Below are 25,461 nucleotides of genomic sequence, written 5' to 3'. Positions count from 1 at the left end.
CAGATGGGCCGCCTTTTGGGGCGGCCTGTCTGTTTCTTGCTTGGACTTGTCTTCCTTTTTGCTCTCGCAGGTATGCCATGCTGATTACGATCCCTGATGTTCTGAACGCTGAACAGTTGCGCGACTGTCGCCAGGCCCTGGAGCAGGCGCAGTGGGAAGATGGACGCACGACGGCGGGTTATCTGGCTCAGCACAGCAAACGTAATTTGCAATTGCCGCTGGATACCGCTGTGTCCCGTCAGATGGGAGAGTTCTTGATGCATGTGCTCGGCCAGCATAGCGGTTTTATTGCGGCTGCCTTGCCCTTGCGTATGTTGCCTCCGCGTTTCAACCGCTACGAGGGCGGTGGGGAGTATGGCAACCATATCGACAATGCTATTTTTACCGTTCCGGGCACGGCTCAGCGCTTACGGACGGATGTCTCTACGACCTTGTTTTTCAGTGACCCCGACGAATACGAAGGTGGTGAGCTGATCATCGAGGATGTGTACGGTACGCAGTCCATCAAGCTGCCTGCGGGGCATATGGTGGTCTATCCCGGCACCAGCTTGCATCGAGTCCAGCCAGTCACTAAAGGGACGCGTTATGCCTCCTTCTTCTGGACACAAAGCATGGTGCGCCATGCGCATCAACGCAAATTGCTGTGGGAACTGGATCAGAGCATTCAGCAACTGGCCAAGCAGAATGCGGATGCCCAGGAGCTGTCTCGCCTGACGGGGATTTATCATAATTTGCTGCGTGAATGGAGCGATGTCTGATCGCCTGGAGCTTGATTGACCATGTCCCAAGAACGACTGCCCCCACTCAGTAATATCCCCGCTCAGATTGCCTGTCTGACGGATTACGAACCCTATGCTCGTCAGCGTATGCGTACGCAGGACTGGGCGTACTTCAGTGCAGGGGCGGCGGATGAGCTTACCTTGCAAGACAACCTGGCCAGCTTCGGGCGCTTGGGTTTATGGCCTGCTGCTTTAAGCAAGTTTGATCAGCCTTCCACCCGCTTGACGCTGCAAGGGCAGTCTATCGACTACCCGATTCTTCTGGCTCCCGTGGCTTATCAGCGCTTGGCTCACCCTGAGGGTGAGTTGGCCAGTGTGTTGGGCGCGGGTGCGATGGGGGCGACCAGTGTGATTAGCATGCAGGCCAGCTATTCCTTTGAAGAGATTGCCGCACAAGCCCATGCCCCTTTGTGGGCGCAGTGGTATTGGCAAACAGATAGGGCGTTTAGCCTGGATTTGTTGGGGCGCTTGAAAGCAGCGGGTTATGCCGCTTTGATGTTGACGGTGGATGCTGCCGTCAATGGAGTACGGAATCAGGAGCAGCGTGTGGGCTTTGCCTTGCCTGAAGGCGTGGACGCGGTGAATCTTCGGAGTGCTCCCAGGCAGCAGGCGGTTTTAGGTGCAGCAGGCACCAGCCCTTTATTTGGCAGTGGCCTGTTAAATAGTGCTCCCACCTGGGATGACCTGGCTTGGTTGGTGCAGAACAGCCCTCTACCCGTGTGGGTGAAGGGAATCATGCGGCCCCGTGACGCCCAGCGAGCCCTGGATATGGGGGTTGCCGGGATTGTTGTCTCCAATCATGGTGGGCGAACCTTGGACGGTGTGCCCGCTTCAGTAGACGTGTTGGCGCAGGTTTGTCAGGTCGTGCAGGGCAGGGTGCCGGTCTTGATGGATGGCGGTATTCGACGCGGCACAGATGTGCTCAAGGCATTGGCACTGGGTGCGACAGCCGTGATGATTGGCCGTCCCTATATTTATGGGCTGGCCGCCGCAGGAGCGGCAGGCGTTGCGCATGTCCTGCATATTTTGCGGGCTGAACTGGAAGTGGCGATGGCACTGACGGGTTGCAATAACTTGGCCGATATTGGCCCAGAGCTACTTTATCGATCCTGATCTGGCGTTTGTGGTGGCTTGGATTCCAGCTCTTGTTCCGGCAAGGTTTCTTTGGGCCAGCCATGTTCCCGCTTTACCCGTTTCCAATCAAAGAACGGGCCTGGATCGGTCTTGCGTCCAGGGGCGATATGCTCGTGACCACGCACGGCGCGCAAATTATGGCGCATACGCAGGGCGCGGCTCAGGCGGGATAGTTCTCGGTACTGCGCTTCTGTAAAAGGCTCGAAGTCGCTGCCTTCCAGCTCAATACCAATAGAGAAGTCATTGCAGCGTTCGCGACCTTCAAATTGAGACACCCCAGCATGCCAGGCGCGCCGCGTGGTCGGAACAAATTGAATGATGTGACCCGTGCGCTGGATCAGAAAGTGGGCTGAAACCTTCAGGTCCCGGATATTCTCGAACCAGGGATGGGCGCTGATATCCAGCTTGTTCTGGAAAAAATCACGGATATAAGGCCCGCCAAATTCCTGCGGTGGCAGGCTGATATTGTGCAGCACCAACAGGGTGGGACTATCGCCCTCGGGGCGGTCATCCTGATTGGGGGACAGGGCGCGCAGGACATTGGCATGGGGTTTAAGCCAGCCCTGGCGGTCCAGGTCATAGGCGTGGTGCATGCGGGCCATGAGCTTAACTGCGCGGGCCGCGCTTGGCGTGTTCTAGGCTGCACCAGGTGTGATGATTGCTCATCAAGGCTTCCGAGCGCGGCAGGAAAATACCGCAGTGGGCGCAACGTACCATTTCTTCGGAGCCGCCTTGCTTGCGTGGGGGACGCATGGTCGGGTTCGGTGGGTTACGTTTGCGGGCTTTGTTTTGCGACACGATGCGGGCAATGATCATGCCCGCCAGTATGACGACCACCCAAAATAAGACTTTACCCAATTTTCCCTCGTTGCAAGATGACGTCCAGTACAAAGTGGCTGCCTGTATAGGCGAGCAGCAGGAAGGCAAAGCCAGCCAGGGTCCAGCGCAAGGCCACACGGCCACGCCATCCGTACTGTTTTCGTCCCCATAATAAGCCACCAAATGTAACCCAGGATAGCAAGGTAAAGACAGTTTTGTGGTCAGCAGGCAGCAATTTTCCGTCTATTGCCATCGAGACAGCGGCCCCGCTCAAAATCGTAAGGGTCAGGATGACGAAGGAGACGCGGATCAGGCGGAACAGCAGCTCTTCCTGCACCAGCAGGGGCGGCATGGTGTCCAGCACGCGGCTTAGCAGGCCACGTTGTTCCTGATGAACAATAGGGCGGTGCAATTGACGGTCCAGCGCTGTCATCAAGATAGCGTGCAGGGCGGCCACGGTGCTGAGTCCGTAAGCGACCAGCGCAATCATCAAGTGGATGCGCAGCCATTCGTTACCTGCATGGTTGACGATATGGCCTACGGGAAAGGCCATGGCCAGCAGGCTGACGATTGTGGCTGCAGGCAGTAGAATGAGCAGCAGGCTGTCCAGACGCAGATACAGGCTTTGGAACCAGAACACCACCATACCCAACCAGATTGCCGCCGACAGGGCTAAGGCCCAGCTTAGATGCAGCCCTTGGGGCAGCACAATCGTCAGCAGCAGGCCCGCTCCGTGCACAATAATGGCGCAGAGCAAGGCCACCCGGCTGGGGGCGTTCAGTACGGTTCGGGTGCTGCCGCGAGTCAACGGACGCCAGAGCGAGATCGACAGCACGATGTACGCCAGTGCGGCGAGCAAGTGAAATACAATACTTGCAGACATAAGTCCCGGATTTCCTGAAAAACGGTACGGGGCGTACCTCAAGTGGCCATTTTATTCTTATTCGTAGACCACACGATAACCTAGTTTAAGCGAACCCAGTCCTATGTTTGAAAATCTGACCCAGCGTATGTCGCGTGTGGTGAAAACCATGCGCGGGCAGGCTCGTCTGACCGAATCCAATACTCAGGATATGTTGAGGGAAGTGCGCCTGGCTCTGCTGGAGGCCGACGTGGCTTTGCCAGTCGTGCGCGATTTTGTGGCACGGGTCAAAGAGAAAGCGCTTGGTGTTGAAGTTGCTGACAGCCTCAATCCGGGTCAGGCGCTGGTGGGGGTTGTCCACCAGGAGCTGACTAACCTGATGGGTGCGGACCTGGGCGACAACGCCAGCGAACTGTCCTTGGCGGCTCAACCTCCTGCCGTGATCCTGATGGCAGGTCTGCAAGGGGCGGGTAAAACCACCACCACCGGTAAGCTGGCCAAGTGGCTGAGCGAAGGCGGCCACGTTCAGCACGGCCGCAAGACAGGCAAGAAAAAAGTGCTGGTGGTCAGTGCTGACGTCTACCGTCCTGCCGCTATCGAGCAGTTGAAAACCGTTGCCGCGCAAGTGGGCGTCGAGTTCCTGCCTTCCGATCCCAGCCAGAAGCCTGCCGACATTGCTCGCAATGCCCTGGACCACGCCAAGCGTCATCACTTTGAAGTGCTGATTGTCGATACGGCCGGTCGCCTGGGTATTGACGAAGAAATGATGCGCGAAATCCGCGCTCTGTACGACTTGCTGAACCCCATCGAAACCCTGTTCGTGGTGGATGCCATGCAGGGTCAGGACGCGGTCAACGTGGCCAAAGCCTTTGCCGATGCCTTGCCGCTGACCGGTGTGGTGCTGACCAAGCTGGACGGTGATGCTCGTGGTGGTGCTGCCTTGTCCGTGCGCCATGTCACCGGCAAGCCGCTGAAATTTGTCGGTATGTCGGAGAAGCTGGATGGCCTGGAGCCATTCCACCCCGAGCGTATGGCTCAGCGCGTGCTGGGTATGGGCGACATCATCTCCCTGGTGGAACAGGCCCAGCGCAATATTGATATTGCTGACGCTCAAAAGATTACCGACAAGATCAAGGCGGGCGACAAGTTCGACTTGAACGACTTCCGCGACCAGCTACAGCAAGTTAAAAAGCTGGGCGATATGGGCTCCTTGCTGGAAAAACTGCCCGCGCAGTTCTCCCAGGCGGCGTCCCAGTTGCAAGGTGGCCAGGCAGAGCAGCAACTGCGTCGCACCGAAGGTATCTTGAACTCCATGACCCCGGCCGAGCGCGCCAAGCCTGAATTGCTCAAAGCCTCGCGCAAACGTCGTATTGCAGCGGGTTCTGGCGTCCCAGTGCAAGAGGTCAACCGTATGCTGAATCAGTTCGAGCAAATGCAAGGCATGATGAAGCAGATGAAAAAAGGCGGCATGGCCAAAATGATGCGCGGCCTGGGCGGTATGGGTGCCTTGAAAGGGTTGGCTGGTAAAGGTTTCAAAGGCTTTCGCTAAGCAGCCCTTGGCGTTTGCCCAAGCAGTCTGATCTGTTTTGACTGTTTCGCCAAAGAAAAAGCCCGCTGATGCGGGCTTTTTTCATCCTGAATGGCTGACATTACAGCGCAGGAATACGCAGTACCTGACCGGGGTAAATCTTGTCAGGATGGCTAAGCATCGGTTTGTTGGCTTCAAAAATAACCGTGTACTTCGCACCGTTGGCCTTGCCGTAGTTGGTTTCGGCAATTTTCCACAAGGTATCGCCCTTTTGGACGGTATACATGGTGGCTTCGGGGGCGGGTTGTGCAACATTCAGTTGGTTGTCCACTTGAGAGACCCCCAGCGTGTTGCCCAAGGCCAGCACAATTTTTTCGGCTTGTTCGGTAGAAGCAGCTTGACCGCTGACCGTCACCTTATCGCCATCCACCGTCAGGTGCAGGCCGTCGGCAGACAGTTGGTGTTTGGCCAGTTCTTTCTGGAGTTCGTCTGCTGTCGCTGCTTTGGCCTCGTTGGCTCCAAAGAGTTTTTCGCCGACATCTTTAAGAAAACTGAATACGCCCATTGCTTTGCTCCTGAAGTTAGGGGTCTGTCACGGCTGCCTGATGGCAGGCGAGTCGGCCCATTATGACCTTATTTTTCACCGTGAAGCCGTAGCGGAATGTCAGCAATTGTGCATTTTAAAGGGGCAGTCTCAGCCGCCCCCGACAGCCACCACGATTTCCAGCGTGTCGCCCTCGTTGATAGGGGTAGTGGCGTGCTGGCTTTTAGGCACGATATCACCATTCAGCTCTACGGCGATGCGCTTGTTTTCGTAGCCCAGCTCAATAATCAGCGTGCCAACGGTATCGGTATTTGTCAGAGCCTTGCTCTGACCGTTCAGGGTAATGTTCATCATTGTCTCTGGATGTGGTCCGGGCCAAGCCGGACGAGTGATTCAGATGGCAAATTTTTGGGTGGCGCTTAGTAGCTTGGCCAAAATGCCCGGTTCGTTGTAGGCGTGCCCCGCGTCTGCAACCATGTGAAATTCGGCTTGTGGCCAGGCGCGATGCAGTTGCCAGGCTGTATGCGCCGGAGTGCACACATCATAGCGTCCCTGTACGATGACTCCCGGAATGCCATGCAAGCGGTGGGCGTTTTCAAGGAGCTGGTCTGGCTCCAAAAAGCCCTGATTCATGAAGTAGTGGTTTTCAATACGCGCAAAGGCCAAAGCGGCCTTGTCGCTGGACTTGGCATCCAGATGGTTTTTGCTAGGCAAAAGCGTGATCGTATTGCTTTCCCATTGTGACCAACTATGCGCAGCGCGTAGCTGCACCGCCGGATCATCGCCGGTCAAACGCTTGTGATAAGCGGTGATCAGGTCGTCACGCTCGTCCTCGGGGATAGGGGCAAGATACTGCTCCCAGATATCCGGGAACAGGCGAGAGGCACCTTCCTGATAGAACCAGTGCAGCTCTTCGGGGCGGGCCATAAAAATGCCGCGCACAATCAATTCGCTGACGTGTTCAGGATGAGTCTGGGCATAAGCCAGCGCCAGTGTCGAGCCCCAGGAACCGCCAAAAACCAGCATTTTGTCGGCCTTGAGCTTTTCCTTGCGCAGCCGCTCCATGTCCTCAACCAAATGCCAGGTGGTGTTGTTCTCCAGGCTGGCATGGGGGTAGGAGCGCCCGCAACCGCGCTGATCGAACAGCAGCACATTGTATTTTTGCGGGTCGAACAAGCGGCGGTGATCGGTAGAACATCCTGATCCCGGCCCACCGTGCAGAAAGATGGCTGGTTTACCTTCCGGGTTGCCGCAGCATTCCCAGTAGATATGGTGCCCATCATCGGTGTGCAAGGTGCCTTGGGCGTAAGGCTCTATAGGCGGGAACAGGGTAGCGCTCATTGTTCTTTCTTGGGCCAGGTCAGTTCAGGAGTAGGGGTGTCATTGCGGGTGAAGATCAGATCCCACACGCCATGACCCAGACGCAGCCCACGGTTTTCAAACTTGGTCAGTGGGCGGAAGTCAGGGCGGGGTGCATAGCCTTCGTTCGTGTTGCTAAGCATAGGCTCGGCCGACAGCACTTCCAGCATTTGTTCGGCGTAATTTTCCCAGTCCGTTGCGCAATGAATGTAGCCGCCGGGTTTCAGACGGCTGGTCAGCAACTGGATAAAGGGCGATTGCACCAGACGACGCTTGTGATGGCGCTTCTTGGGCCAAGGGTCCGGGAAGTAAATATGAATGCCAGCCAGGGAGGCAGGGGCGATCATGTCACGCACGACTTCAACGGCATCGTGTTGAATGATGCGGATATTGCTGATCTGGTTGTCGTCAATGCGTTTGAGCAAGGCGCCCACACCCGCATTAAAGACTTCCACGCCCAAAAAGTTGTCGTCGGGACGGGCCTGGGCAATCTTCTGGGTGGTTTCACCCATGCCAAAACCGATTTCCAGAATCAGGGGGTTGTCATTGCCGTACAGCGTTTCGGGCTTCAGAATGCTGTCGCGATACGTAATCGACCACTGAGGCAGCAGGCGCGCCAAGGCTTGTTCCTGGCTGGGCGTAATGTGCGCGCGCCGATGAACAAAGCTACGGATATGGGTCTCGCCGGAGTTGCTGTTCGCGACATTGGGCGACAGCAGGGATGGTTTTTCGTTGCTGGAGGTCATGGTTGGGGCGCGGGCATCAAGAATGGCTCGCGTATCAGCTAAAAGCGGGAAAACTCTATTGTAGTGAGTCTTGCCGCCGAATTCATGGGATGGCGTGCGAAAAAGATAGGGCAGGGGCCACGCATGCGCCAGAGATCGCGCTATAATTTTCGCTTCCCCATTCGCGGGATTGTCTGCTTTTGACGCAGACCTCTCCATCAGGGCGGGTGTAGTTTAATGGTAAAACTGATGCTTCCCAAGCATCCGTCGTGGGTTCGATTCCCATCACCCGCTCCAGTTCTGCTTTGCTTCCAGCTCCCCATTTTTCTGCAACGATTTCTCAAACTAGGCTTTGTAGCCCCTGTGATTCGGATGTGCTGGTCTGCAACAGCACCGTATTGCTATTTCTTAGTCGCTGGTAGCTGCTGATCCTTCAAGCGAAACTTGATGCATGGAGCGCCGTATTTCCGGTTAACGGTGAGGGATGCAGAAGCAATCTGGGCGGAGCTTGTTCAGGCTGTCAGTCGGTGGCGCAGCGTCGCCAAGAGGCTAGGCATGCAAAGTACGGATCTGGTAGATTTTGAACCGGCATTTGCTTAACGCCATTCCCATGGCACTATACCCAGCATGCAAGAAGATCTTTTCGGCGATGCCATTCCTCAGCCTCCCGCTGCAAAGCCCGCCGCTGCCTCCCGTCGCAAAATCACCAAAGTCAGCCTTGCCGCCTCCGCGCTGGAGCTGAGTGATCTGGCGGCACAGCTTCCTGAAACCTTGCGCTTCGGTGTCTCCACCTGGTCTTACCCCGGTTGGGAAGGCTTGATCTGGGATGGCGAGTACGAGTCGAACATCTTGTCCAAGCACGGGCTGGAGGCTTATCACCAGCATCCCTTGATGCGTACCGTCTGTGTTGATCGCACTTTCTGGCGCCCTTTGACCGTTACGCAGTATTCCGTCTACGCGGCCCAGGTTGATGAGGATTTTCGCTTTGTCGTGAAATGCCCTTCCATGATCACCGACGCTCAAGTCCGTGACGAGCAAGGCAAGGTGCGCAAGTCAAACCCGGACTTCCTGGATATTCGTCTGGCTGTAGAGCAGTTTGTGCAGCCTGCGGTAGACGGCTTGCGTGCCAAGCTGGGTGTATTGGTATTTCAGTTAAGCCCTTTGTCCTGGGGCTGGTTGAATCGCCCGGCGGAGTTATTCGACAAGCTGGGGCAGATGCTGGCTGCGGCGCGAGAGGCCTTGCCGCAAGACTCTCCGGTCATTCTTGCTGTAGAAGTGCGAGATCCAGAGCTCCTGACCCAAGGCTTGGTCGATACCTTAAAGGCGAATGGCGCCACTTTTTGCCTGGGTTTGCACGGCAAAATGCCACCGATCGAGGAGCAGTTGCCCTTGTTGCGAGCCTTGTGGCCCGGGCCTTTGGTGTGTCGCTGGAACTTGAACCGGGAGTTTGGTGCCTATGGCTATGCCGATGCCCAGAAAAAGCATACCCCGTTCGATGCCATTGTCAGCGAAGACGTGCATACCCGCACTGTGCTGGCCCGTACGATTCGCGGGATCACTGGAGCAGGGCAGGCGGCTTATGTGACGATCAGCAATGATGCGGAAGGTTGTGCGCCGCTCTCCATACAGCGTTTGGCGCAACTGATTGCGGCACAAGAAAATTAAACACAGGCCTTGTGAGCTGATCTCCAGAAATTGGACAGATCACAAGGCCTGTTTGAGTGCTTCAGGGTCTGGAGCCCTAACGCAGAGCGGCTTTGACTGTGCTCATGACCCTTACCGGGTCTTCTGAATCAGCTGATCCGTCGTCATGACATGCGCGGTGGACACAGCCAGCACGCCCAGGGTGACTCGGTGTACTTCTTCCGCTGGAATCGCCCCAAAGCCCATATCCGGGTAGTTGTATGTGCCGGTGGCATCAGAGATGAAGGCGACTTTATAGCCATTGAACATGGCGTCGCGCGCCGTGGCGTGGCAGCAGTTCTCGGTAGTGACACCCGTGACGACGACAGTGTCGATCTTGCGGGTACGCAGAATGATGTCCAGATCAGTGCCAAAGAAGGCGCTGTAGCGATGCTTTTTAATCACGACCTCTTCGCCTTGTGGTGCGACGTCCGGGTAGATATCGATGCCAGCGGTGTCATCCACCAGCCCCTCCCGATTCTGAATGGGCGGGTAAATCTCCCCGAACAAGCCCATATCGCAGCCATTGCGGCGGTGGGCGTGGGTGGTGAAGATTACTTCCATGCCGGTTTTGCGTGCATGGCCCAGCAGTTTTTGCAGACGGGGCATCAGCTCCATACCCATAGGGGTTTCCAATGGGGCGCCGGGCGCGATGAAGTCGTTTTGCATGTCGATCACAATGACCACTGTGCTCTTGGGGTTGATGTGATCAATCTGAATAGCCATTTCATTCTCCTTTGGTTTGCTCAGGGACGGGGGGCTGTGTATTTGGTATTGCCGTACCCGGTGTCATCGACCTTTGTAGAGTAGGGAGACGGCGCTAATCTGGCTTGTGTGCCCATGCCATTTTTTCTTCTTTTTTTGACTGTGAGCGCCACATGGGCGAGCTGGCAGGCAAGACGCCAGCCCGTGGTGTTCTCAGGGCTTGTCCGGGTTTGGGAAATAGACGTAATCTTGCTGAAAAATGATTAATTCTTCGGTGCAGATAGCGCCGACTATGGAGACTGAACCGATGACAGCGATCATGGCGGTCAAGCCTGGAGACAGCTTTGAGCACTGGCACGAGGTCACTTGCAGGCAGTTTTCTCATACCGAGTGCAACCCCATTCCCAGACAGCATTTTCAGGCGCGAGTCACGCTGACTACGTTTGGCGGTTTGGGACTTAGCCGTATCTGGTCGGCTACGCCTGCGGGGGAGGTGATTCGAGTCAGCCGGAGCCTGGCGGATATTCGTAAAGATCAACGCGACGGCTTCATGCTGTGGTTAATGCTCGATGGCAATATTCAGCTTAGTCAGGATGGGCGTTATGTCAGCCTGGTGACGGGGGACCTGGTGTTGCAGGACCAGTCGCGTCCTTTTGAGCTGGAGCTGGGGTCCTTGACCCATGCGGCGATGCTCATGATTCCCCGTCCTCTTCTGGCGACACGTTTACCTACCTTGGGGAGCCTGGCTGCGCGCCGTGTTCCCGCCAACTCTCGTCAGGGGCCGATGGCCGGGGCCTTGCTCAGGCAATTACTCAGCATGCAAGGGGCGGCAGCGGACGGGATAGATCAGCGTTTGAGTGCTTCGGCGCTGGATATTTTCTCGGCTGTATTCGAGTCAGAAACTATGGTTTCTTCTCAGGCCAGCCGTCGGGAGCGGCGTTTGGAGCAGGTTCAGGCGTATATACGTGCGCACCTGCATGAGGAGGATCTGGATGTGGAGCAAATGGCTCGGGCTTCATCCATGGCGACTCGCACGCTGTATCGACTCTTTGCACACGAAGCGACAACGCCTATGCAATGGCTGTGGGAGCAGCGTTTGCTCCAGAGCTATCGCCTGCTTGCCGAGGGCAAACAGCGGCGGGTGACGGAGGTGGCAATGGCCTGCGGTTTTAAAGATCTTTCCCATTTCAGCCGCCTGTTTCAGGCACGATTTGCGCAATCCCCGTCGACGCTCCGGCCTATGAACAGGTCGTAAGTTCTGAACTGGAAGTGCGTCCAGTCTGCTTGCCTGTGTGGCGCTGGCGCGCTCCGCTCTTGCACAGCAGGTGCCGGGCAAACGTACGACGGGAACAGGTCCTCAAACCTATGCCATTACCGGTCCTGGCTGGAAAGGCACTTTGCCAGCGGGTGTGGTGGACCCCTCGCTGGATATGAAAACCGCCGTGCGTGATCAAGTCAACAAGATGGATTCAGCGGCCTATTTCACCCTGTTTTGCGAGTTGATGAAGCGCAATCCGCCATCCAGCGCAGATGCTGCGCATGTGGCCAGATTTGAGCGTATTGGCATTGTTCCTGGTCAGGATTTTGATGCTGGCAAGTTCAAGGCCGATATTGCCAGTCAGGTGCCCAAGGCTGCGGTCGGAAAAATCATGCAGCACTATGCGGCGCTGACGCTGAAGAACGGTTGGTCGTTCACGACTGATACTGGCGTTTACGGTACGGATTACTTGATGCGTGCTTTCATCACGGCAATTGGGCTGGGGGCCAATCGGCCACAGGATGCCATCTATCCTATTTCTCAGGCGGATGCGGGTGGACAGCCTTATTCGGGTGCAAACAAGTATGTCATGCGCTTTCCTGAAGGCCAGCTACCGCCCGTGGATGGCTTCTGGTCGCTGACGATGTACGACAAGGATTACTTCTTTGTCGACAATCCCCTGAGTCGCTATTCGATCAGTCCACGCCAGAACTTGAAGGTCAACGCGGATGGCTCGACAGACCTCTATATTCAAAAGGACTCGCCCGGTCAGGACAAAGAATCCAATTGGCTTCCCGCGCCGGATGGAAACTTTATTCTGATGTTCAGAACGTACTGGCCTAGACAGACAAGTCCATCGATTCTGGATGGTAGCTGGATGATCCCTGCTGTGCAGAAAACGAGCTAAATACGTGCAGGCAAGGTGCTTGCCATGCAAACCCGCAGAGCTTAAGCCCTGCGGGTTTTGTTTTAGTAGCTTGCCTGGATCAAGCCATTGTTTGACCCATGCTCGAGCACGACAGGTTTAGAACTGATACCGCAAGGTCGCCGTTACGTTGCGAGGCGCACCCCAGAAGACGGTGTTGTAATTACCGATACCCGCGTAGTAGTGCTTGTCGAACAGGTTATTGATATTGACGGACAGCTTGGTCGCCTTGTTGACGTCATAGGAGCCACTCAAGCCCACCAGCGCATACGGTTTGCGCTCGAAGCGGCGTAGCTGCCCATCCACTTGCTGCGTGAAGTAGCTGCCGCTTTGCCATTGCACATTACCGCCTAATGTCAGGCGTTGACCGGCCCAGGGCAGACGGTAGTAGGTGGCCAGCTTGAATAAATGTTCTGGTTGTCGAGGGCTGGCTCGTACGCCTTCGCCATCGCGGGAGCGCGCGTAGGTGTAGCCTGCGTGAACTTGCCAGTTCGGCATGACTTCACCGGACAATTCCAGCTCCAGACCGCGCGTTGTCACGCCCGGCACCGCGATGTAGGCCACTCCACCCATCGGGGTTTGAGGGTTGATGGGATCAGGCTCTGCCACGTTGTCCTGTTTGATCTGAAACAGGGCCATGCTGGCATTGAGTTTGCCGTCCAGGTATTCCCCCTTCATGCCCACTTCCATGCTTTTGCCGGTCAGCGGTTCCAGTTGCTCGCCGTTGGCCTTGAAGTTATAGGCTTGTGGCTTGAACACATCGGTATAGCTGGCATAGGCCGTATGCCATTCGTCCAGATCCACGCTCAGGCCCAGATAAGGAATGATCTTGCCGCTGACCTGAGTTTCGTGGCGCTGGAAATTGTTCAGCGCATTCAGGCTCTCCAGGGACCAGTCGTAGCGCACCTGGCGGGCACCCAGAATCACGTTGACGCGATCGTGGGGTTTCAGGACGGCTGCTCCGTAGACCATATGCTGCTTCACGTTCACGTCGTGTTGCAGCCACCATTCGTACTTGGTGGGTTCGGTGGCGTTGTTGTTCCACTCAAAAATGTCGGGTACCGTCATGTCGGTGTCGCCGTCCCAGCGGCGCGACAAGGCATGGGTTTTAGAGTAGTTGGCGCCCAGCACCAGCTCATGTTCGCGGCCCAACAAGTTGAACGGGCCAGTGGCATGGAAATCCAGGGTTTTTTCTTTGGAGTCGCTGTCGAATCGTGCGGCACCGCCCGGGTAAAAACCGTGGTTGATTGCATGGGTCTGGATATTGACGACGTCGGACGACAAGCCTGACATTACCTGACGAGTCCGGTAGTCGCGCTGACCTGCTGCCAGCTTGACGGTCCAGCCGGAGTCAAAGCGATGGTTCAGGTCGGCGAAAACGCGTTGCGTATCCTGATTGCGCCAGGCCCAGCGGTCAGCCGGGTTGACGTGGCGGCCTATGGAGAACTGTTCGCCATTGCTGTAGAAGGCGGGCAAGTGTTCGTTGGTGGTCGCGTTATTACGGTTGCGCTGATAGTCCAGACCCACAGCAACCGTCGTACGCTCGCCCAGGTCGGCTTCCAGAATCCCGTAAAAGATCTGTTGCTTGCCCTTGGCGTAGTCCATGAAGCTGCGGTTGTCCTGGGTGGCACCAACTACGCGCCCACGCAGCGCGCCTTCAGCAGCCAAGGGGGCGGATAAGTCCAGTTCGGTGCCGTAGGTGTCCCAGCTACCTGCAGATACTTGTGCGTGTCCCTGGAACTGGCTGGTGGGGCGCTTGCGGACCATATTGATCACGCCAGAAGGGTAACCTGCGCCATTGACCAGGCCCGTCGCGCCTTTCAGAATTTCGATGCGGTCATAGATAGCGGAGTTGGTAATGCTGTAGTTATCACGCACCGCGCCGCCGTCCGAAGACAGGCTGGGCAGGCCGTCAAACTGGAAGTTCTCCAGGCTGAAACCGCGCGAGTAAAAGCTGTAGGACTCGGAGTTGTCGCGGTTGACCGTGATACCCGGAGTTTGCTGCAAGGCATCGGAAATGGTCTGAATGCCCTGGTCATCCATCTGCTGACGGGTGATGACACTGACTGATTGCGGCGTTTCACGCAGGCTCAGGTTCAGACGCGTGGCGCTATTGCTGTGGGTGGCGGTGTACGACCCGGTTTGCTCAGTGCTTAGTGAGTCTCTGGCTGCATGAACGGTAATGGGCGCCAATTGTGTACTGTCGCCGGACAGGGGTTTGCTCAGGGTGTAGCGATTGTCCTTACGCTTGTACTCAATCCCTGTGCCTGCCAAAAGTTGCGCTAAAGCGGCCTCGACGGAAGAGGCCTGGCGAACGGCGGGAGCCTGCAAACCCTGGACAATATTGGGATCAAAGTACAGTTGGACGCGTGCCTGCTGGCCTAAGGACAGCAAGGCCTGGGACAGGCTTTGGGCGGGCAGGCTGATGGTGCTGGTAGCCGAAGCTTGTGCGGCGGCATAGAAGGGGAGAGAGCCCAATGCCAGGGTCAGAGCCGTTGCTCGCAGAAGGGGGCGGCCTAGACGGGCACGCCTTGCGGGTGACGAGGAGGAATGCAAAGAGGTCATGTTGAAAAGCAAGCGATAGGGGTCATGGATCAATGCCTGGCCAGGCGGGTCTGTAGATGAGACGCATCAGCCTGCCAAAACCCGTAATGGCCGGTAAAAAAGTCCGTATCGCCGGACACTTTTGCTTTGGTGACACAGGCGTTGAAGGCAGTTCAGGTAGTGATCCCGGACTGCTTGGGCGCTTCAACCGCCGTCTTTACCGTGCCCGTAATTGCACTTCGCCGGAGGGTAGCGTGTTTACTTGCAGCGGTAGTAGCTCTGGCAGCGTTTCCAGTAAATCTGCACTGTCGCGCAGTTCAAAAACAGCCGCAATGCGGCGTGATGCCAGGCTGGCATCCATGATCTGAATAGCTTGCTGAGGGGCGCGATAGCGGTTCAGCTCGCGCACCACGTCGCTCAAGGGGGTATTACTGAAAACCAGTTGGCCGGTATGCCAGGCTGTGGCGGCCCGGGCAGGTGTGGAGTCCAGACGGGGGCGGCTGGTTCCCGTTTCCAGACTCAAGCGTTGATCAGGACCAAGAGACACATGGCTGGGCGACCACCAGCGCCCGCTGCTGACTTGCACTTGGCCCTCTTGCACGATGACACTCAGAGCCTGAGGATCGCGCCGTACGTTAAAAACGGTGCCGGTCACCAGAATCGTCGCTAGTCCGCTCAGAACCTGAAAAGGGCGGTCATGCTGTTTATGAACATCAAACAGGGCTTCGCCTTGATGCAAAGTGACCTCTCGATGATCGGCATAAAAGGCCACGTCCACCAGTGTGTCTGTGTTCAGATGAAGAATGGATTGATCGGGCAGTACGATGCGTTGCTGCTCACCCCGCGCGCTTTGATAGCTTTGGGTGAATTCGGGGGTGGGCTGCCAGAGTCCACGCAAGCCGGGCAGGGCAATGACTGCCGTTCCTGCAGCCAGCGCCGGAGCACCGACAAACAAGGTATTGCGCAACCAGCGTCGGCGTGAGGCTTGTTGGGGTGCTTGTGCCAGCACACTGCGCCAGTGCTGATCGGGTAGCAGTTGCGTGGCCTGCCAAGTCAGCAATAGTTGCTGGTAGTGCGTCTCGTTGGCCTCATTGGCTTGTCGCCAGCGCATCAACTCCTGCTGTTCCGCCTCGCCAAGGCTTGCCGCCTGTTCGCGTACCAGCCAAAGGCTGAGCTGATCAGGATTCAAGGGAATCGAAAGCGGCGTCGGGGTGCTGCGTGTCATAGGAAAGGAGGCATGCGGTTTCACTCGGGCAGTTGGAAGTCGCTCAAGCGTTTGTGCAGGTGATCCAGAGCGCGGGCCATGTGTTTTTCTACCATGCTTTGAGACAGATTCATCTTGTGCGCGATCTCGGGCAAAGTGTAGCCCTCCAGCCTGTGCCAGGCAAAGATCTGCTGGCTTTTCAGGGGCAGCTCATTCAGCGCTTTTTGCAGGGCCAGACGCAAATGCGTGCTGCGCATTTCCTGTTCGTGAGAGTGATCAAGCGGGTGCTCTTCGTCGCTTAAGTCTTGCCAGGCAGTATGGGCCTGACGATGTGACCGGCGGTTCAAACTGACCAGGCCATTGTGAACACTGCGATGCAAAAAAGCGCGGGGATTGGCAATCACACCTGAGCGCTGTTCCAGCATATTGGCGATGGCATCGTGGGTGGCGTCTTCGGCGTCATGTCGATTGCCATAACGTCGCGTCCAGGTCGAGATCAGCTCGGCATAGTGTGCGAGCCAACTGCTTCGCAGAGAGGGCCGATCAGACATGGAAGAGTGGTAAATGAGAATCGTTATTATGATCGTCCGATTTTATAGGGCATTTTGTGGGCTTTGTCCATGCTTTCCTGTCTGATCAGCCGTATCTGCTGTTGTAGGGGCAACGCTGGATGAGCGTGTACCCGTGGAGGCCCAGCCTTTTGACTTTAAAGGGTTTGTGGGTAAGTAGGTCAGGGGAGTCAGGCAGGAAGGGGGCGTCGTAGCGTGCAGGACCTGTCATCTGTTGGGGCTTGGGGAGCCTTGTTGTTGAATGCTCCCTGGTGCTTGCTTGCAACATGCTCCTTATTTAATCTTCATCTGTTTATGTAAGGTTAACTTTACTTATTGACGGGTGTTTTTGACTTCTATAAAGTAAGGTTTACTTTACATACAGAGGTGCTCAAGCATGTTTACTAACAGCAAGTCCAAGCCTGCGCCATCAGCAGGTCGCAGCTATCTGATTCGTACTTTGCTCTTTATGGGCGTGTATATCCTGGTCAACGCCCTGACCATTCTGGGGGTGTTCGACAGCTTGCTGGGGCTACCTATTGGTTGGCTGATTGCTATTGCTGTCGCTCTGCCCGTTGCCGGACAAGTCTGGGCCACGCTGCGCTTGATGGCGGAAAGTGATGAGTTCGTGCGGGTGATTGTGGCCAAGTGCTTTGTGCTGGCCGCAGGTGCGACCTTGACCTTGTGGACGGCCTGGGGCTTCGGGGAAACCTACGCGGCTGCGCCCCATATTCCTGCCTGGCTGATTTACCCCTTCTTTTGGGCTGTGTTCGCCCTGGTTTCACCTTTCGTGCGGACTAGCGATTAAATGAAAAATCGATTGCGGGTATTACGGGCCGAGGCGAGCTGGACGCAGGCAGATTTGGCAGAGCGCTTGGGTGTGTCCCGGCAGGCGGTGAATGCGCTGGAAACGGGCAAACATGCGCCGTCTCTGGACCTGGCCTTCAAGATTAGTGCTGTATTTGAGCAGACTGTAGAAGAGATTTTCGAGAACCCGTATCGGGAAGCTCAGAGCTGAGGGAGGATAGCGCCTTGGCATCGGCTGCCTGGCTCCTTGATTCGCCTTGGAAAGAGTCAAGCGCAGGCAAGGTTTGAGCCGGGGCCGCTGCAAGCTCTCTTGCGGGGCCACGGCTTTCTGCTTACTTCGTGGTGTAGCCGCCATTGATCAAAATGGTTTGACCGGTCACCCACCAGCCATCGCTGACCAGATGACGAATGAAAGGCACGACATCTTCAATATCGGTCAGCCCGGTTTTGGAGAAGGGGGACAGAGCCGCAGCGGTCTTGTGATACGCCACGGCATCTGCACCTTCAGCAGGATAAAAGAAGGGTGTATCCATTGGGCCGGGGCCTACTGCCGTCACAGAAATCCCGCGGGCACCGAATTCTTTGGCGGCCGCGCGAGTGTAGTGTTCCACTGGCGCTTTTGTACCGGCATAGGCCGCATAAAACGGAGTGAAGGCACCCAGCAGGGAAGTGACCAAGGTGCAGACTTTGCCATTGTCCTGCACATACTTGCCTGCTTCTTTCAGGAAGAAGAAAGCGGTTTTGGAGTTGATGTCGCTCATCTCCTCGTACTCGGCTTCGCTGACGTCGGTCAGTGATTTTTTCAGTACCTTGCCTACCGTATTGATGGCGATATCAGGGCGACCAATGGCGGCGACCGTATCGCTAAACAATTTTTCCATGGCACCGGCCGAACGCAAATCTGCCTGAAAAGCGATGGCTTGGGCGCCTGCTGCCTGGATAGCCTTGACGGTGGCTTCAGCGTCCGCTTTGGAGCTGTCGCTGTTGTAATGAATGGCAATGGCGCGCGCTCCTTGTTCCGCCAGGTCGCGGGCGATCAGACCACCCAGATTCTTTGCCCCGCCTGCGATCAGAACGGTTTTACCTTTGATGCTGTGCTTTGCCATGATGACTCCTTGCTCGTGTTGGCTGCGGGCTGCAAGCCGTATCGTTTGTCCATGATATAAGTCGTTAAAATTGTTTAAATCTTTTATTTCTGACATCATTTGTCGGAAAAAACGAACAATGGAGTGCGCTGGGATAGCGCGCTGGCTAAGAAAATCAAGCCTGCTCTGCTTGCGTTTTGCCCCTGTGTCTTGAAGGAGAACGTGATAGACCGCATTGACCTGTTTCGCATCTTTACGCGGGTAGTCGAGTGCGCCAATTTCACCCGTGCGGCGGATACCTTGGGTATGCCTCGTTCATCCGTGTCGGCGGCTATCCAGGAGCTGGAAGGCCGAGTGGGCGCGCGTCTTTTGAATCGCACCACACGCAAAGTGACGGTCACCCAGGATGGTGCTGCCTTCTATGAGCGCTGCCTGCGTGTGATTGCTGATGTGCAGGAAATCGAGAATCTGTTTCGTCAGGCCAGTGTTGGTCCATCCGGCAGTATCAAAGTGGATGTGCCGGGGCGAGTTGGTCGTTTGATTGTCGCGCCTGCTTTGCCGGAGTTTCTGGAGCAGTATCCGCACATTCATGTACATCTGGGGGTGACGGACCGTGCCGTCAATTTGATTGAAGAGCAGGTGGACTGCGTCTTGCGCGTAGGCCCACTGAGCGACTCCGGTTTGATCGCCCGAAAAATGGGCAGTCTAGCGCTGATTAATGTGGCCAGCCCTGCGTATCTGGCCCGTTATGGCATGCCCCAGACTCCCGAAGACTTGGCTCAGCATCAAGTGGTGCGTTATGCCTCGCCCACCAGCGAGCGTGTGGCTCCCTGGGAGTGGATGGAGGGTGACCAGCCCCAGTTTCTGGACCTGCCTGGACGCGTCACGGTGAATAATGCCGAAGCCTACATCGCCTGCTGCCTGGCGGGATTAGGGCTTATTCAGATCCCTGCCTACGATGTGCAGGAGCACTTGCAGGCAGGTGAGTTGCTAGAGGTTTTACCCGATCACTGCGCCGCGCCTTTACCCATGTCCTTGCTGTATCTGCATCGACAACATTTGTCGCGGCGCTTTCAGGTGTTTGCAGATTGGCTGGAAAATCTGCTGCATGTTTCGGGCTTGTCTGCTTCGCCCTGATCAGGGGTAGAAGAGCAAAAGTCCAAACACCACGAAAACCATCAGGTGCATATAACCTTGAATGGGCGACGTACGTTTACCGCTGAAGCTCAGAATGCTTAATAGCGCAGTGATTACGAACAGCACGATTTCGGTATTGCTGATCCCCATGATGACTTGCTTGCCAGTGATCAATCCAATGATCAGAACCACCGGCACAGTCAGGCCCACAGTGGAGACAAAAGCCCCCAGACACAGGTTGATGGCCCGCTGCATTTCATTATTCATGGCTGCTTTGATGGCGGTAATGGACTCGGGCGTGAACACGATAATGGCGATCAATACACCGCCAACAGCCACGGGGGCGCCCGAAGCCGCGATGCCGTAGTCGGTCACAATAGCCAGGTCGTGAGCCAGCAAGACAATGGGCAGAATCAGGGCGATCAGCACGATACTGCGGATCAACATGGCCCGAGTCGCCTGGGGATCGCGCACGCTGGGTGTAGCGGCTTCAGCAAGTTCCACCGCCTGATTCGGCTGCACATAGTCATGACGATGACTGCCCATCTGCAGGTACAGGAAGACGCCATAGACCAGGCCCGTCAGAACAGAAATGCCAATGGCTTGCGTCGCGGAAAACTCGCCTGCGCTGCTGGTGTAGTTAGGCAGAATCAAGCCTATGCTGGTCAGCAGCACAATCATGGACAGATAGGTGTTGGTGCCTTGGCGGTTGAACTCCTGATCGCCATTGCGCGCTGCTCCGGCAATCAGACACAGGCCGGTGATCAGGTTCAGGATGATCATCATCACGGCGTAGATCGAGTCCCGCCCAATGGTGGGAAAGTCGCCCGGCCCCAGCAGTACCGAGGCAATCAGGATGACTTCGATCAGCACAATAGACAGCGTCAGAATCAGGGTGCCGTAGGGCTCGCCCAATTGATGGGCCAGGTGATCGGCCTCCCGGACGACACCGAACGAGGCGGCCAGAATGGTCACGAACAAAACCAGAAAGACGATGGCCGCCGTGGTGCCACTCAAGGAATCCCCCAACCATTGCCCACCAAAAATCATGAAGAGCACAACAATGGACCAGGAACCGAGCAGACGCAGCCAGGTGACCGGAGGGATGAGTTGAGATGAAGGTGATGCAGGGTGGGCCATCGAGGATGCTCCGCCTAAAGGGTAGGGCCGTCCCTGTATTGAAAAGACAGACCCAGGTCGTCCCGGATCTGTTTTGAATTGAATCATTCAAGCATGCACGATTTTATCACCTTGCCCCGGGGCGGCAAGTGCAGCTCGCTGAAAATTGATTTCTTGTGTCGTACAGCCCCTTTTTGCGGGGCAAGGCCAGGGCGGGAGTGTGACGGGGGGCTTTGCTATCACATCCCAGGCATGGTTTTAACGGGTTTTTATTTTATAAATGGTCTACCGAAGAATCGGGTTCAGGCCTTGTTTTTTTTATGCTTATTTAGGGCGGAAACCAGCCCGGAGCAAAAACAGGAGGGCCCAGGGACCGAATACATGGAGTGCTTTCCGTATAAGGTTTATTTTTCTCGATAGCCTGCCGGAATTTTCCAGGCGCGACGCCCGCATAAGTTTTAAATGCGGTGGAGAAATTGGCCGGGCTTGAAAATCCCAGGTCGGTAGCGATGACATCAATTTTCAATGCCGTGGTTTTCAGCAGGTGCTCGGCGCGATACATACGTTGCAGCCGGATATAACTGCTGACACTTAAACCAAAGTTTCGCTGAAATATATTCATGATTTTTCGACGCGAGATCTTGAACATATCGCACAGTTCTTTTTGGCTGGGTGGTGCCCCCAGATTGGCATCAATTGTTTTTTGAATGGCATGAATCAGCATGCTGGTTTCAGCGGTGGTGCTGGGCCGCTGACTGGGAGTCTTGCCGGTCACCACGGTAGGGGTGGTCAGCTTGGGACAGCGCAAAGGAACGTTGATACGTTCTTTGACTTCATCTACCGCATACGGATTGCCAATGTAATCAACGGCTCCCGCCTTTAAAAAAGAGACGCATTCATCACTGCTGCCGTCCATGCGTGAATCCAGAATGATGATGGGGATATGAGCCGTGGCTTCTAATCCTTGCAGCATATGGGTCAAGGACAAAGCATCAATCCCCGTCAATTGCTTATCCATCAGGATAAGTTCCGGTAGCGTTAACTGGGCCTTGGTATATCCTTGCACTCCGTCAGCGGCAACAGAAACCCGAAATGCACCAGCTAGCAGGGCTTGAAGAAGTTGTTCGTGCTGTCGAGTGTTATTGGAGATCAGCAGAATCCTGATTTTTTGATCTGGCTGATACTTTATAGTGGCGTATTTGTTCAATATAAAGCCCCGCGCCCTTCTTCTGATGAAGACGGCTACCTTTACTGGCATTGCTCAAGTAGCCAATTTCTTCAGAATACAGACTCAATGAATAGATAAAATCTATCGATATGATTCGTACGGCAGACATAACATTCTGTATCAATGGAAAAGGTAAATTTTCAAAATTGCTCATTGCATTTCATTTTTGGCAGGCGGCATGCTGAAAGCCTGAAACCCAGGGGGTAAGCCGGACCTAAAAGTCCATTTTTAGGAATGCTACGCTGGCGTATTAGTGAATTTTCCTTGCAGGAAAAGGCGTGATTCTACGGTGTTTACCCCTGAAAAAAGGGCTAACTCAGGTAGGCCAGCAGTGGTTTTGCCCGCATTAGTGTGCCTCTGGATGGGCTTGTCCGGTAGAGATTCTGCTGCTCTTTTTGTGATGATTCATCGCAGCAAGGTGGGCATAGAGTGGCCGGTTTTTTTTTGCGCTCGTTTTGTTGGATTTTGACCAAGGCCAAGCCAGAATTTTTGACTATTGTTATGGTTATTAGATCGTTTTTGGTATAGGTCGTTTGAATCGTTTTGGGCGGGAGCGGAACGGCTTTGGACTGCAGAGTGAAGGCTAAGCAAGAAGGGCGGGACAAGGCTAAAAACCTTGTCCCGCCCTTGTTTGAAATGCCGCAGATGCAGCCTGAGCTACCGGGTTTCGGCAGGAGCAGATGCTAAGGCGATAGCCTCATCGAGCATGTCCAGACGATCCTGCCCCCAAAACAACTCGCCTTGATACACATAAGATGGCGAGCCAAAGACACCGGCGGCAACGGCTTCGTCAGTGTGCTCTTGATACTGCTGTTGGGCCTTGGGGGCCTGCTGGAACCAATAGTCAGCATCCAGCTTGTGCGCTTGCAGGATCTGGGCAAGCTGAGCGGGGTCGCTGATATCCCGATCTTCACACCACTGCGCCCGCAGGATGGCTTTATAGAGGTCCAGCACGGGTAAGCCGGCCTGATTCAGCGCGATGATGAGTGTTGAGGCCAGGGTGGCGTCGGGACACATGAAGCGGGGCGTGGGATTGACGTGCAAGCCCAGCTTCCTGCACCAGCGTTGTAGCTCCGTAATGCGATAAGCCTGCCGTTCGGGTGAGCGCTGTCCCAGCAAGACACCGCCTGTGCGGGCATACACCTGTGGCAAGTCCACAGGCTTGTAGTGAATAGGCACCCCATGTTTATGGGCGATAGCTTCCAGGCGGTCGGCTCCCAGATAGGCCCAGTCCGAATTCATCCAGAAGTAGTAGTAGATACCGGGCGTGTTCATGTGCGTACCTTTCGGCTGGACAAGGAGGGCAAGGAGAAGTGCGTGGGCCCATGCATGAACCAGGTACTGGCAAAGGCAATCAAGCCCAGCACGCTGAGATACCAGACGATGTAGTCAGGTTGCCCATCGCCATAGGCCAGCAAGGACGTGGCGACCAAAGGAGCCAGACCGCCGCCGATGGCACCGGATACTTGTACCGCAATGGAAATCCCGCTGTAGCGTACTTCAGGAGGGAATTGCGTCGAGAACAAGCCACCTTGAGGGCCATAGAGGGCGGCATAAACCAGGCCAATGGCAATCACCAGTGCCAGCGTGATGGTCTTGGAGTCCAGACTGCCCAACATGGAGAAAAAGGTGGAGGAGAAGGCCAGCATGCAGAGTGTGCCTGCCATGAACACCCACTTGAAGCCGATTTTGTCACCTAGTACACCGAACAAAGGCATGGTGAACAAAGCCGCGAAGGCACCCCAAACAGTGGCATCCAGCATCACACTGCGTTCCACGCCCAGGGTGGTGGTGGCGTAGGCCAGCGCAAACGTGACCACGGTGTAGAACCAGGTCACTTCGGCCAGACGGCCACCCACCACCAGGAGCACTTCGCGGGGGTAGTGCCGCAACACTTCCAGAGCAGGCACGGCCACTTGTTTGCCCTTTTTGCTCATTTGCTCGAAGTCGGGTGATTCGGCCACTTTGGCGCGTATCCACCAACCCACCAGGAGCAAGGCGACACTGGCCAGAAAAGGCAGGCGCCAACCCCAGGACAGCATGTCCTCTTCGGGCAGGCTGGCAACAGCTCCCATTGCCAGAGAGGACAAGATCAACCCCGGCGCGACGCCGGTCTGTGGCAGGCTGCCAAAGAAGCCTTTTTTGCCTTCTGGAGCATGTTCTACCGCCATCAGGACGGCCCCTCCCCATTCTCCTCCAACGGCGATACCTTGCAGAAAACGCATCAGGACCAGTAGTACGGCGGCCCAATAGCCAATGCTGTCGTAGGACGGAATCAGGCCGATCAGGATGGTGGGGATACCCATCAGGAATAGCGTGATCAGCAGCATGGATTTGCGGCCCAGCTTGTCGCCGAAATGGCCGAAAATAAACCCTCCCAAGGGGCGGGCAAAGAAGCCCACGGAGTAAGTGGCAAAGGCCGCCAGCGTGCCCGTAATCGGGTCGAAAGCGGGAAAGAAGATCTTGTTGAAAATGAGTGCGGCAGCGGTGCCGTACAGGAAAAAGTCATACCACTCGATGGTGGTTCCCATCATGCTGGCCAAGCCAGCCGTAACGTACTGGCGCGACGAACGCGCCTGTCCAGTGTTAGGCATCGTCATAGCGACCTCCAGGTCTTGCTGTGTTTTTTGGGTACGGGCGTCAGCGGGTCTTGCTTAAAGGGGCGACGCCCTGGGTCTGACGGGACCAGTAGTCAAAGGTAGCGTTAACAATGGAGGGCTTGAGCAGGTAGTCGTGGGCTTCTGCGGCCAGGGCGTCATCGACAGGTGTCAGCGGGCCAAAGGCTGACTGGGCGCGTACTTGCAAGCGTGCGGCACGTTCCAGGTAGACCGACAGATAGGTGGCCTCCTGGCAGCTTTTTCCTGCGGTCAGATAGCCGTGGTGCGCCAGGATGATGGCGCGTTTGTCGCCCAGCGCTTTGGAAATGATGACGCCTTCCTGATCGGCAATCGGCACGCCGGGCCATTCACCCAGAAAGGCGCAGTCATTGTGCAGGGGCGTCATGTCCATTTGCGCGATCACCAGAGGCTGGCGAGCGGTTGCCAGTACCGTGGCCCAGGGTGAGTGTGTGTGGATGATGGAGTTGACGTCCGGGCGTGCTTCGTAGACCCACAGGTGAAAGCGGGTGGCGGGGTTGGCCATGCCTTCGCCGCTTAAGGTGTTCAGATCGCGGTCAACTTCGATGAAGTCCTCGGGGGTGGCTTCGTCAAAGCCCAGACCAAAGCGCAAGGTCCAATAGGCGCCGGGGCGCTCGGAACGTACGCTGATTTGTCCGGCCAGACCGGCCTCCTGCTCGGTCATGGCCAAGATGCGACAGGCAAAAGCCATGGTTTCGCGGGTGTCGCGTTGGACCTGATGCAGATGAGTGGCCATCTCTTGGGTGGCGCGTTCATCAAAATACGATTTGTCTCTGAGTGGGGTATCCATGGGGTTTGTCTCCTTTGGTATGCTTCGCCGATCCGTATGCCG

General features: G+C 56.0%; 26 protein-coding genes and 1 tRNA gene. 10 read left to right on the top strand and 17 right to left on the bottom strand.

What is annotated here, in order from left to right; all coding sequences use genetic code 11:
• Positions 1-77 precede the first annotated feature (77 nt).
• Together OSH09_RS13490 and OSH09_RS13485 are read left to right on the top strand one after the other, a co-directional pair.
• The gene (locus OSH09_RS13490) at positions 78-758 is read left to right on the top strand and encodes a Fe2+-dependent dioxygenase (RefSeq protein ID WP_207873197.1); all 681 of its coding nucleotides are present in this window, start codon (positions 78-80) and stop codon (positions 756-758) included.
• A gap of 21 nt (positions 759-779) precedes the next feature.
• Positions 780-1,892: an alpha-hydroxy acid oxidase gene (locus OSH09_RS13485; RefSeq protein ID WP_266121246.1), complete on the top strand. Its 1,113-nt coding sequence runs from the start codon at positions 780-782 to the stop codon at positions 1,890-1,892.
• On the opposite strand, the gene ampD is transcribed toward OSH09_RS13485, so the two are convergent.
• The 3 genes from ampD to OSH09_RS13470 are packed head-to-tail and all read right to left on the bottom strand — an operon-like array spanning position 1,880 to position 3,615.
• Positions 1,880-2,515 (bottom strand): 1,6-anhydro-N-acetylmuramyl-L-alanine amidase AmpD, encoded by a 636-nt coding sequence (gene ampD / locus OSH09_RS13480; RefSeq protein WP_207873199.1) that lies wholly within the window; start codon positions 2,513-2,515, stop codon positions 1,880-1,882. The two genes, OSH09_RS13485 and ampD, sit on opposite strands and share 13 nt — an antisense overlap.
• Before the next feature lie 4 nt (positions 2,516-2,519).
• The gene (locus tag OSH09_RS13475; RefSeq protein WP_207873200.1) at positions 2,520-2,771 is read right to left on the bottom strand and encodes a PP0621 family protein; all 252 of its coding nucleotides are present in this window, start codon (positions 2,769-2,771) and stop codon (positions 2,520-2,522) included.
• Entirely contained in the window at positions 2,764-3,615 is an 852-nt protein-coding gene (locus OSH09_RS13470) for a cytochrome C assembly family protein (protein ID WP_207873201.1), read from the bottom strand. The genes OSH09_RS13475 and OSH09_RS13470 overlap by 8 nt, the downstream gene beginning before the upstream one ends.
• A 103-nt stretch (positions 3,616-3,718) precedes the next feature.
• Here OSH09_RS13470 and ffh point away from each other — a divergent pair, with 103 nt between their 5' ends.
• On the top strand, positions 3,719-5,143 hold the full coding sequence (gene ffh / locus OSH09_RS13465; RefSeq protein ID WP_207873202.1) for a signal recognition particle protein: 1,425 nt from the start codon (positions 3,719-3,721) through the stop codon (positions 5,141-5,143).
• 100 nt (positions 5,144-5,243) lie between these two features.
• Here the strand turns inward: ffh and lysM are convergent, their stop codons facing one another.
• The 4 genes from lysM to trmB all read right to left on the bottom strand — a co-directional run bounded on the left by lysM (position 5,244) and on the right by trmB (position 7,771).
• Positions 5,244-5,687 (bottom strand): peptidoglycan-binding protein LysM, encoded by a 444-nt coding sequence (lysM, locus tag OSH09_RS13460; RefSeq protein WP_266121245.1) that lies wholly within the window; start codon positions 5,685-5,687, stop codon positions 5,244-5,246.
• A 129-nt stretch (positions 5,688-5,816) separates the two neighbouring features.
• On the bottom strand, positions 5,817-6,017 hold the full coding sequence (gene thiS, locus OSH09_RS13455) for a sulfur carrier protein ThiS (protein WP_266121244.1): 201 nt from the start codon (positions 6,015-6,017) through the stop codon (positions 5,817-5,819).
• Between the two features lie 42 nt (positions 6,018-6,059).
• Positions 6,060-7,007, bottom strand: coding sequence for a prolyl aminopeptidase (pip, locus tag OSH09_RS13450; RefSeq protein WP_266121243.1), 948 nt, complete (start codon positions 7,005-7,007; stop codon positions 6,060-6,062).
• Entirely contained in the window at positions 7,004-7,771 is a 768-nt protein-coding gene (trmB, locus tag OSH09_RS13445) for a tRNA (guanosine(46)-N7)-methyltransferase TrmB (protein WP_266121242.1), read from the bottom strand. The genes pip and trmB overlap by 4 nt, the downstream gene beginning before the upstream one ends.
• A gap of 202 nt (positions 7,772-7,973) precedes the next feature.
• Between trmB and OSH09_RS13440 the strand changes: the two genes are divergently transcribed.
• Together OSH09_RS13440 and OSH09_RS13435 are read left to right on the top strand one after the other, a co-directional pair.
• Positions 7,974-8,047: transfer RNA gene (locus OSH09_RS13440), tRNA-Gly, on the top strand.
• Between the two features lie 330 nt (positions 8,048-8,377).
• Positions 8,378-9,415 (top strand): DUF72 domain-containing protein, encoded by a 1,038-nt coding sequence (locus tag OSH09_RS13435; protein ID WP_266121241.1) that lies wholly within the window; start codon positions 8,378-8,380, stop codon positions 9,413-9,415.
• Between the two features lie 111 nt (positions 9,416-9,526).
• Here OSH09_RS13435 and OSH09_RS13430 read toward each other — a convergent pair whose 3' ends face one another.
• Positions 9,527-10,159: a cysteine hydrolase family protein gene (locus OSH09_RS13430; RefSeq protein WP_266121240.1), complete on the bottom strand. Its 633-nt coding sequence runs from the start codon at positions 10,157-10,159 to the stop codon at positions 9,527-9,529.
• A gap of 286 nt (positions 10,160-10,445) precedes the next feature.
• On the opposite strand from OSH09_RS13430, the gene OSH09_RS13425 reads away from it, so the two are divergent.
• Entirely contained in the window at positions 10,446-11,393 is a 948-nt protein-coding gene (locus OSH09_RS13425) for a helix-turn-helix domain-containing protein (protein ID WP_266121239.1), read from the top strand.
• Between the two features lie 70 nt (positions 11,394-11,463).
• Positions 11,464-12,303, top strand: coding sequence for a DUF1254 domain-containing protein (locus OSH09_RS13420; protein ID WP_266121238.1), 840 nt, complete (start codon positions 11,464-11,466; stop codon positions 12,301-12,303).
• Between the two features lie 117 nt (positions 12,304-12,420).
• On the opposite strand, the gene OSH09_RS13415 is transcribed toward OSH09_RS13420, so the two are convergent.
• The 3 genes from OSH09_RS13415 to OSH09_RS13405 all read right to left on the bottom strand — a co-directional run bounded on the left by OSH09_RS13415 (position 12,421) and on the right by OSH09_RS13405 (position 16,620).
• Positions 12,421-14,886, bottom strand: coding sequence for a TonB-dependent siderophore receptor (locus OSH09_RS13415; RefSeq protein WP_266121237.1), 2,466 nt, complete (start codon positions 14,884-14,886; stop codon positions 12,421-12,423).
• A 196-nt stretch (positions 14,887-15,082) separates the two neighbouring features.
• On the bottom strand, positions 15,083-16,090 hold the full coding sequence (locus OSH09_RS13410) for a FecR family protein (protein ID WP_266121236.1): 1,008 nt from the start codon (positions 16,088-16,090) through the stop codon (positions 15,083-15,085).
• 20 nt (positions 16,091-16,110) lie between these two features.
• On the bottom strand, positions 16,111-16,620 hold the full coding sequence (locus OSH09_RS13405; RefSeq protein ID WP_222667775.1) for an RNA polymerase sigma factor: 510 nt from the start codon (positions 16,618-16,620) through the stop codon (positions 16,111-16,113).
• A 394-nt stretch (positions 16,621-17,014) separates the two neighbouring features.
• Between OSH09_RS13405 and OSH09_RS13400 the strand changes: the two genes are divergently transcribed.
• Both OSH09_RS13400 and OSH09_RS13395 read left to right on the top strand, forming a co-directional pair.
• Entirely contained in the window at positions 17,015-17,425 is a 411-nt protein-coding gene (locus OSH09_RS13400; protein ID WP_266121235.1) for a hypothetical protein, read from the top strand.
• Complete coding sequence (locus OSH09_RS13395) at positions 17,426-17,635, top strand: helix-turn-helix transcriptional regulator (protein ID WP_207873216.1); 210 nt, start codon at positions 17,426-17,428, stop codon at positions 17,633-17,635.
• A gap of 121 nt (positions 17,636-17,756) precedes the next feature.
• Here OSH09_RS13395 and OSH09_RS13390 read toward each other — a convergent pair whose 3' ends face one another.
• Positions 17,757-18,530: an SDR family oxidoreductase gene (locus OSH09_RS13390; protein ID WP_266121234.1), complete on the bottom strand. Its 774-nt coding sequence runs from the start codon at positions 18,528-18,530 to the stop codon at positions 17,757-17,759.
• 204 nt (positions 18,531-18,734) lie between these two features.
• Between OSH09_RS13390 and OSH09_RS13385 the strand changes: the two genes are divergently transcribed.
• Positions 18,735-19,646 (top strand): LysR family transcriptional regulator, encoded by a 912-nt coding sequence (locus tag OSH09_RS13385; protein WP_266121417.1) that lies wholly within the window; start codon positions 18,735-18,737, stop codon positions 19,644-19,646.
• On the opposite strand, the gene OSH09_RS13380 is transcribed toward OSH09_RS13385, so the two are convergent.
• From OSH09_RS13380 to OSH09_RS13360, 5 genes are all read right to left on the bottom strand, one after another.
• The gene (locus OSH09_RS13380; protein ID WP_207873218.1) at positions 19,647-20,786 is read right to left on the bottom strand and encodes a calcium:proton antiporter; all 1,140 of its coding nucleotides are present in this window, start codon (positions 20,784-20,786) and stop codon (positions 19,647-19,649) included. It lies immediately after the preceding gene.
• Positions 20,787-21,093: 307 nt separating this feature from the next.
• Positions 21,094-21,972: a response regulator transcription factor gene (locus tag OSH09_RS13375; protein ID WP_266121233.1), complete on the bottom strand. Its 879-nt coding sequence runs from the start codon at positions 21,970-21,972 to the stop codon at positions 21,094-21,096.
• Positions 21,973-22,650: 678 nt separating this feature from the next.
• A complete protein-coding gene (locus OSH09_RS13370) occupies positions 22,651-23,268 on the bottom strand; it encodes a 2-hydroxychromene-2-carboxylate isomerase (protein WP_266121232.1) in 618 nt (205 codons plus the stop codon).
• Positions 23,265-24,593, bottom strand: coding sequence for an MFS transporter (locus OSH09_RS13365; RefSeq protein WP_207873221.1), 1,329 nt, complete (start codon positions 24,591-24,593; stop codon positions 23,265-23,267). The genes OSH09_RS13370 and OSH09_RS13365 overlap by 4 nt, the downstream gene beginning before the upstream one ends.
• A gap of 40 nt (positions 24,594-24,633) precedes the next feature.
• Positions 24,634-25,419, bottom strand: a complete 786-nt coding sequence (locus OSH09_RS13360; protein ID WP_266121231.1) for an aldolase — start codon at positions 25,417-25,419, stop codon at positions 24,634-24,636.
• Positions 25,420-25,461: the final 42 nt, after the last annotated feature.

Origin of the sequence: Alcaligenes parafaecalis (assembly GCF_026344135.1) — a bacterium.
Lineage (GTDB): Bacteria > Pseudomonadota > Gammaproteobacteria > Burkholderiales > Burkholderiaceae_B > Alcaligenes > Alcaligenes parafaecalis.
This window is presented reverse-complemented; position numbering and strand designations above follow the sequence as displayed.

Bases quoted from the DNA above. Each gene is read 5' to 3' on its own strand.
- OSH09_RS13415 (WP_266121237.1), bottom strand. From the start codon at position 14,886: ATGACCTCTTTGCATTCCTCCTCGTCACCCGCAAGGCGTGCCCGTCTA.
- OSH09_RS13430 (WP_266121240.1), bottom strand. From the start codon at position 10,159: ATGGCTATTCAGATTGATCACATCAACCCCAAGAGCACAGTGGTCATT.
- OSH09_RS13410 (WP_266121236.1), bottom strand. From the start codon at position 16,090: ATGACACGCAGCACCCCGACGCCGCTTTCGATTCCCTTGAATCCTGAT.
- OSH09_RS13390 (WP_266121234.1), bottom strand. From the start codon at position 18,530: ATGGCAAAGCACAGCATCAAAGGTAAAACCGTTCTGATCGCAGGCGGG.
- ffh (WP_207873202.1), top strand. From the start codon at position 3,719: ATGTTTGAAAATCTGACCCAGCGTATGTCGCGTGTGGTGAAAACCATG.
- OSH09_RS13425 (WP_266121239.1), top strand. From the start codon at position 10,446: ATGACAGCGATCATGGCGGTCAAGCCTGGAGACAGCTTTGAGCACTGG.
- lysM (WP_266121245.1), bottom strand. From the start codon at position 5,687: ATGGGCGTATTCAGTTTTCTTAAAGATGTCGGCGAAAAACTCTTTGGA.
- OSH09_RS13405 (WP_222667775.1), bottom strand. From the start codon at position 16,620: ATGTCTGATCGGCCCTCTCTGCGAAGCAGTTGGCTCGCACACTATGCC.
- OSH09_RS13380 (WP_207873218.1), bottom strand. From the start codon at position 20,786: ATGGCCCACCCTGCATCACCTTCATCTCAACTCATCCCTCCGGTCACC.
- thiS (WP_266121244.1), bottom strand. From the start codon at position 6,017: ATGAACATTACCCTGAACGGTCAGAGCAAGGCTCTGACAAATACCGAT.
- trmB (WP_266121242.1), bottom strand. From the start codon at position 7,771: ATGACCTCCAGCAACGAAAAACCATCCCTGCTGTCGCCCAATGTCGCG.
- OSH09_RS13365 (WP_207873221.1), bottom strand. From the start codon at position 24,593: ATGACGATGCCTAACACTGGACAGGCGCGTTCGTCGCGCCAGTACGTT.
- OSH09_RS13360 (WP_266121231.1), bottom strand. From the start codon at position 25,419: ATGGATACCCCACTCAGAGACAAATCGTATTTTGATGAACGCGCCACC.
- OSH09_RS13400 (WP_266121235.1), top strand. From the start codon at position 17,015: ATGTTTACTAACAGCAAGTCCAAGCCTGCGCCATCAGCAGGTCGCAGC.
- OSH09_RS13485 (WP_266121246.1), top strand. From the start codon at position 780: ATGTCCCAAGAACGACTGCCCCCACTCAGTAATATCCCCGCTCAGATT.
- OSH09_RS13395 (WP_207873216.1), top strand. From the start codon at position 17,426: ATGAAAAATCGATTGCGGGTATTACGGGCCGAGGCGAGCTGGACGCAG.
- OSH09_RS13370 (WP_266121232.1), bottom strand. From the start codon at position 23,268: ATGAACACGCCCGGTATCTACTACTACTTCTGGATGAATTCGGACTGG.
- pip (WP_266121243.1), bottom strand. From the start codon at position 7,007: ATGAGCGCTACCCTGTTCCCGCCTATAGAGCCTTACGCCCAAGGCACC.
- OSH09_RS13435 (WP_266121241.1), top strand. From the start codon at position 8,378: ATGCAAGAAGATCTTTTCGGCGATGCCATTCCTCAGCCTCCCGCTGCA.
- ampD (WP_207873199.1), bottom strand. From the start codon at position 2,515: ATGGCCCGCATGCACCACGCCTATGACCTGGACCGCCAGGGCTGGCTT.
- OSH09_RS13490 (WP_207873197.1), top strand. From the start codon at position 78: ATGCTGATTACGATCCCTGATGTTCTGAACGCTGAACAGTTGCGCGAC.
- OSH09_RS13470 (WP_207873201.1), bottom strand. From the start codon at position 3,615: ATGTCTGCAAGTATTGTATTTCACTTGCTCGCCGCACTGGCGTACATC.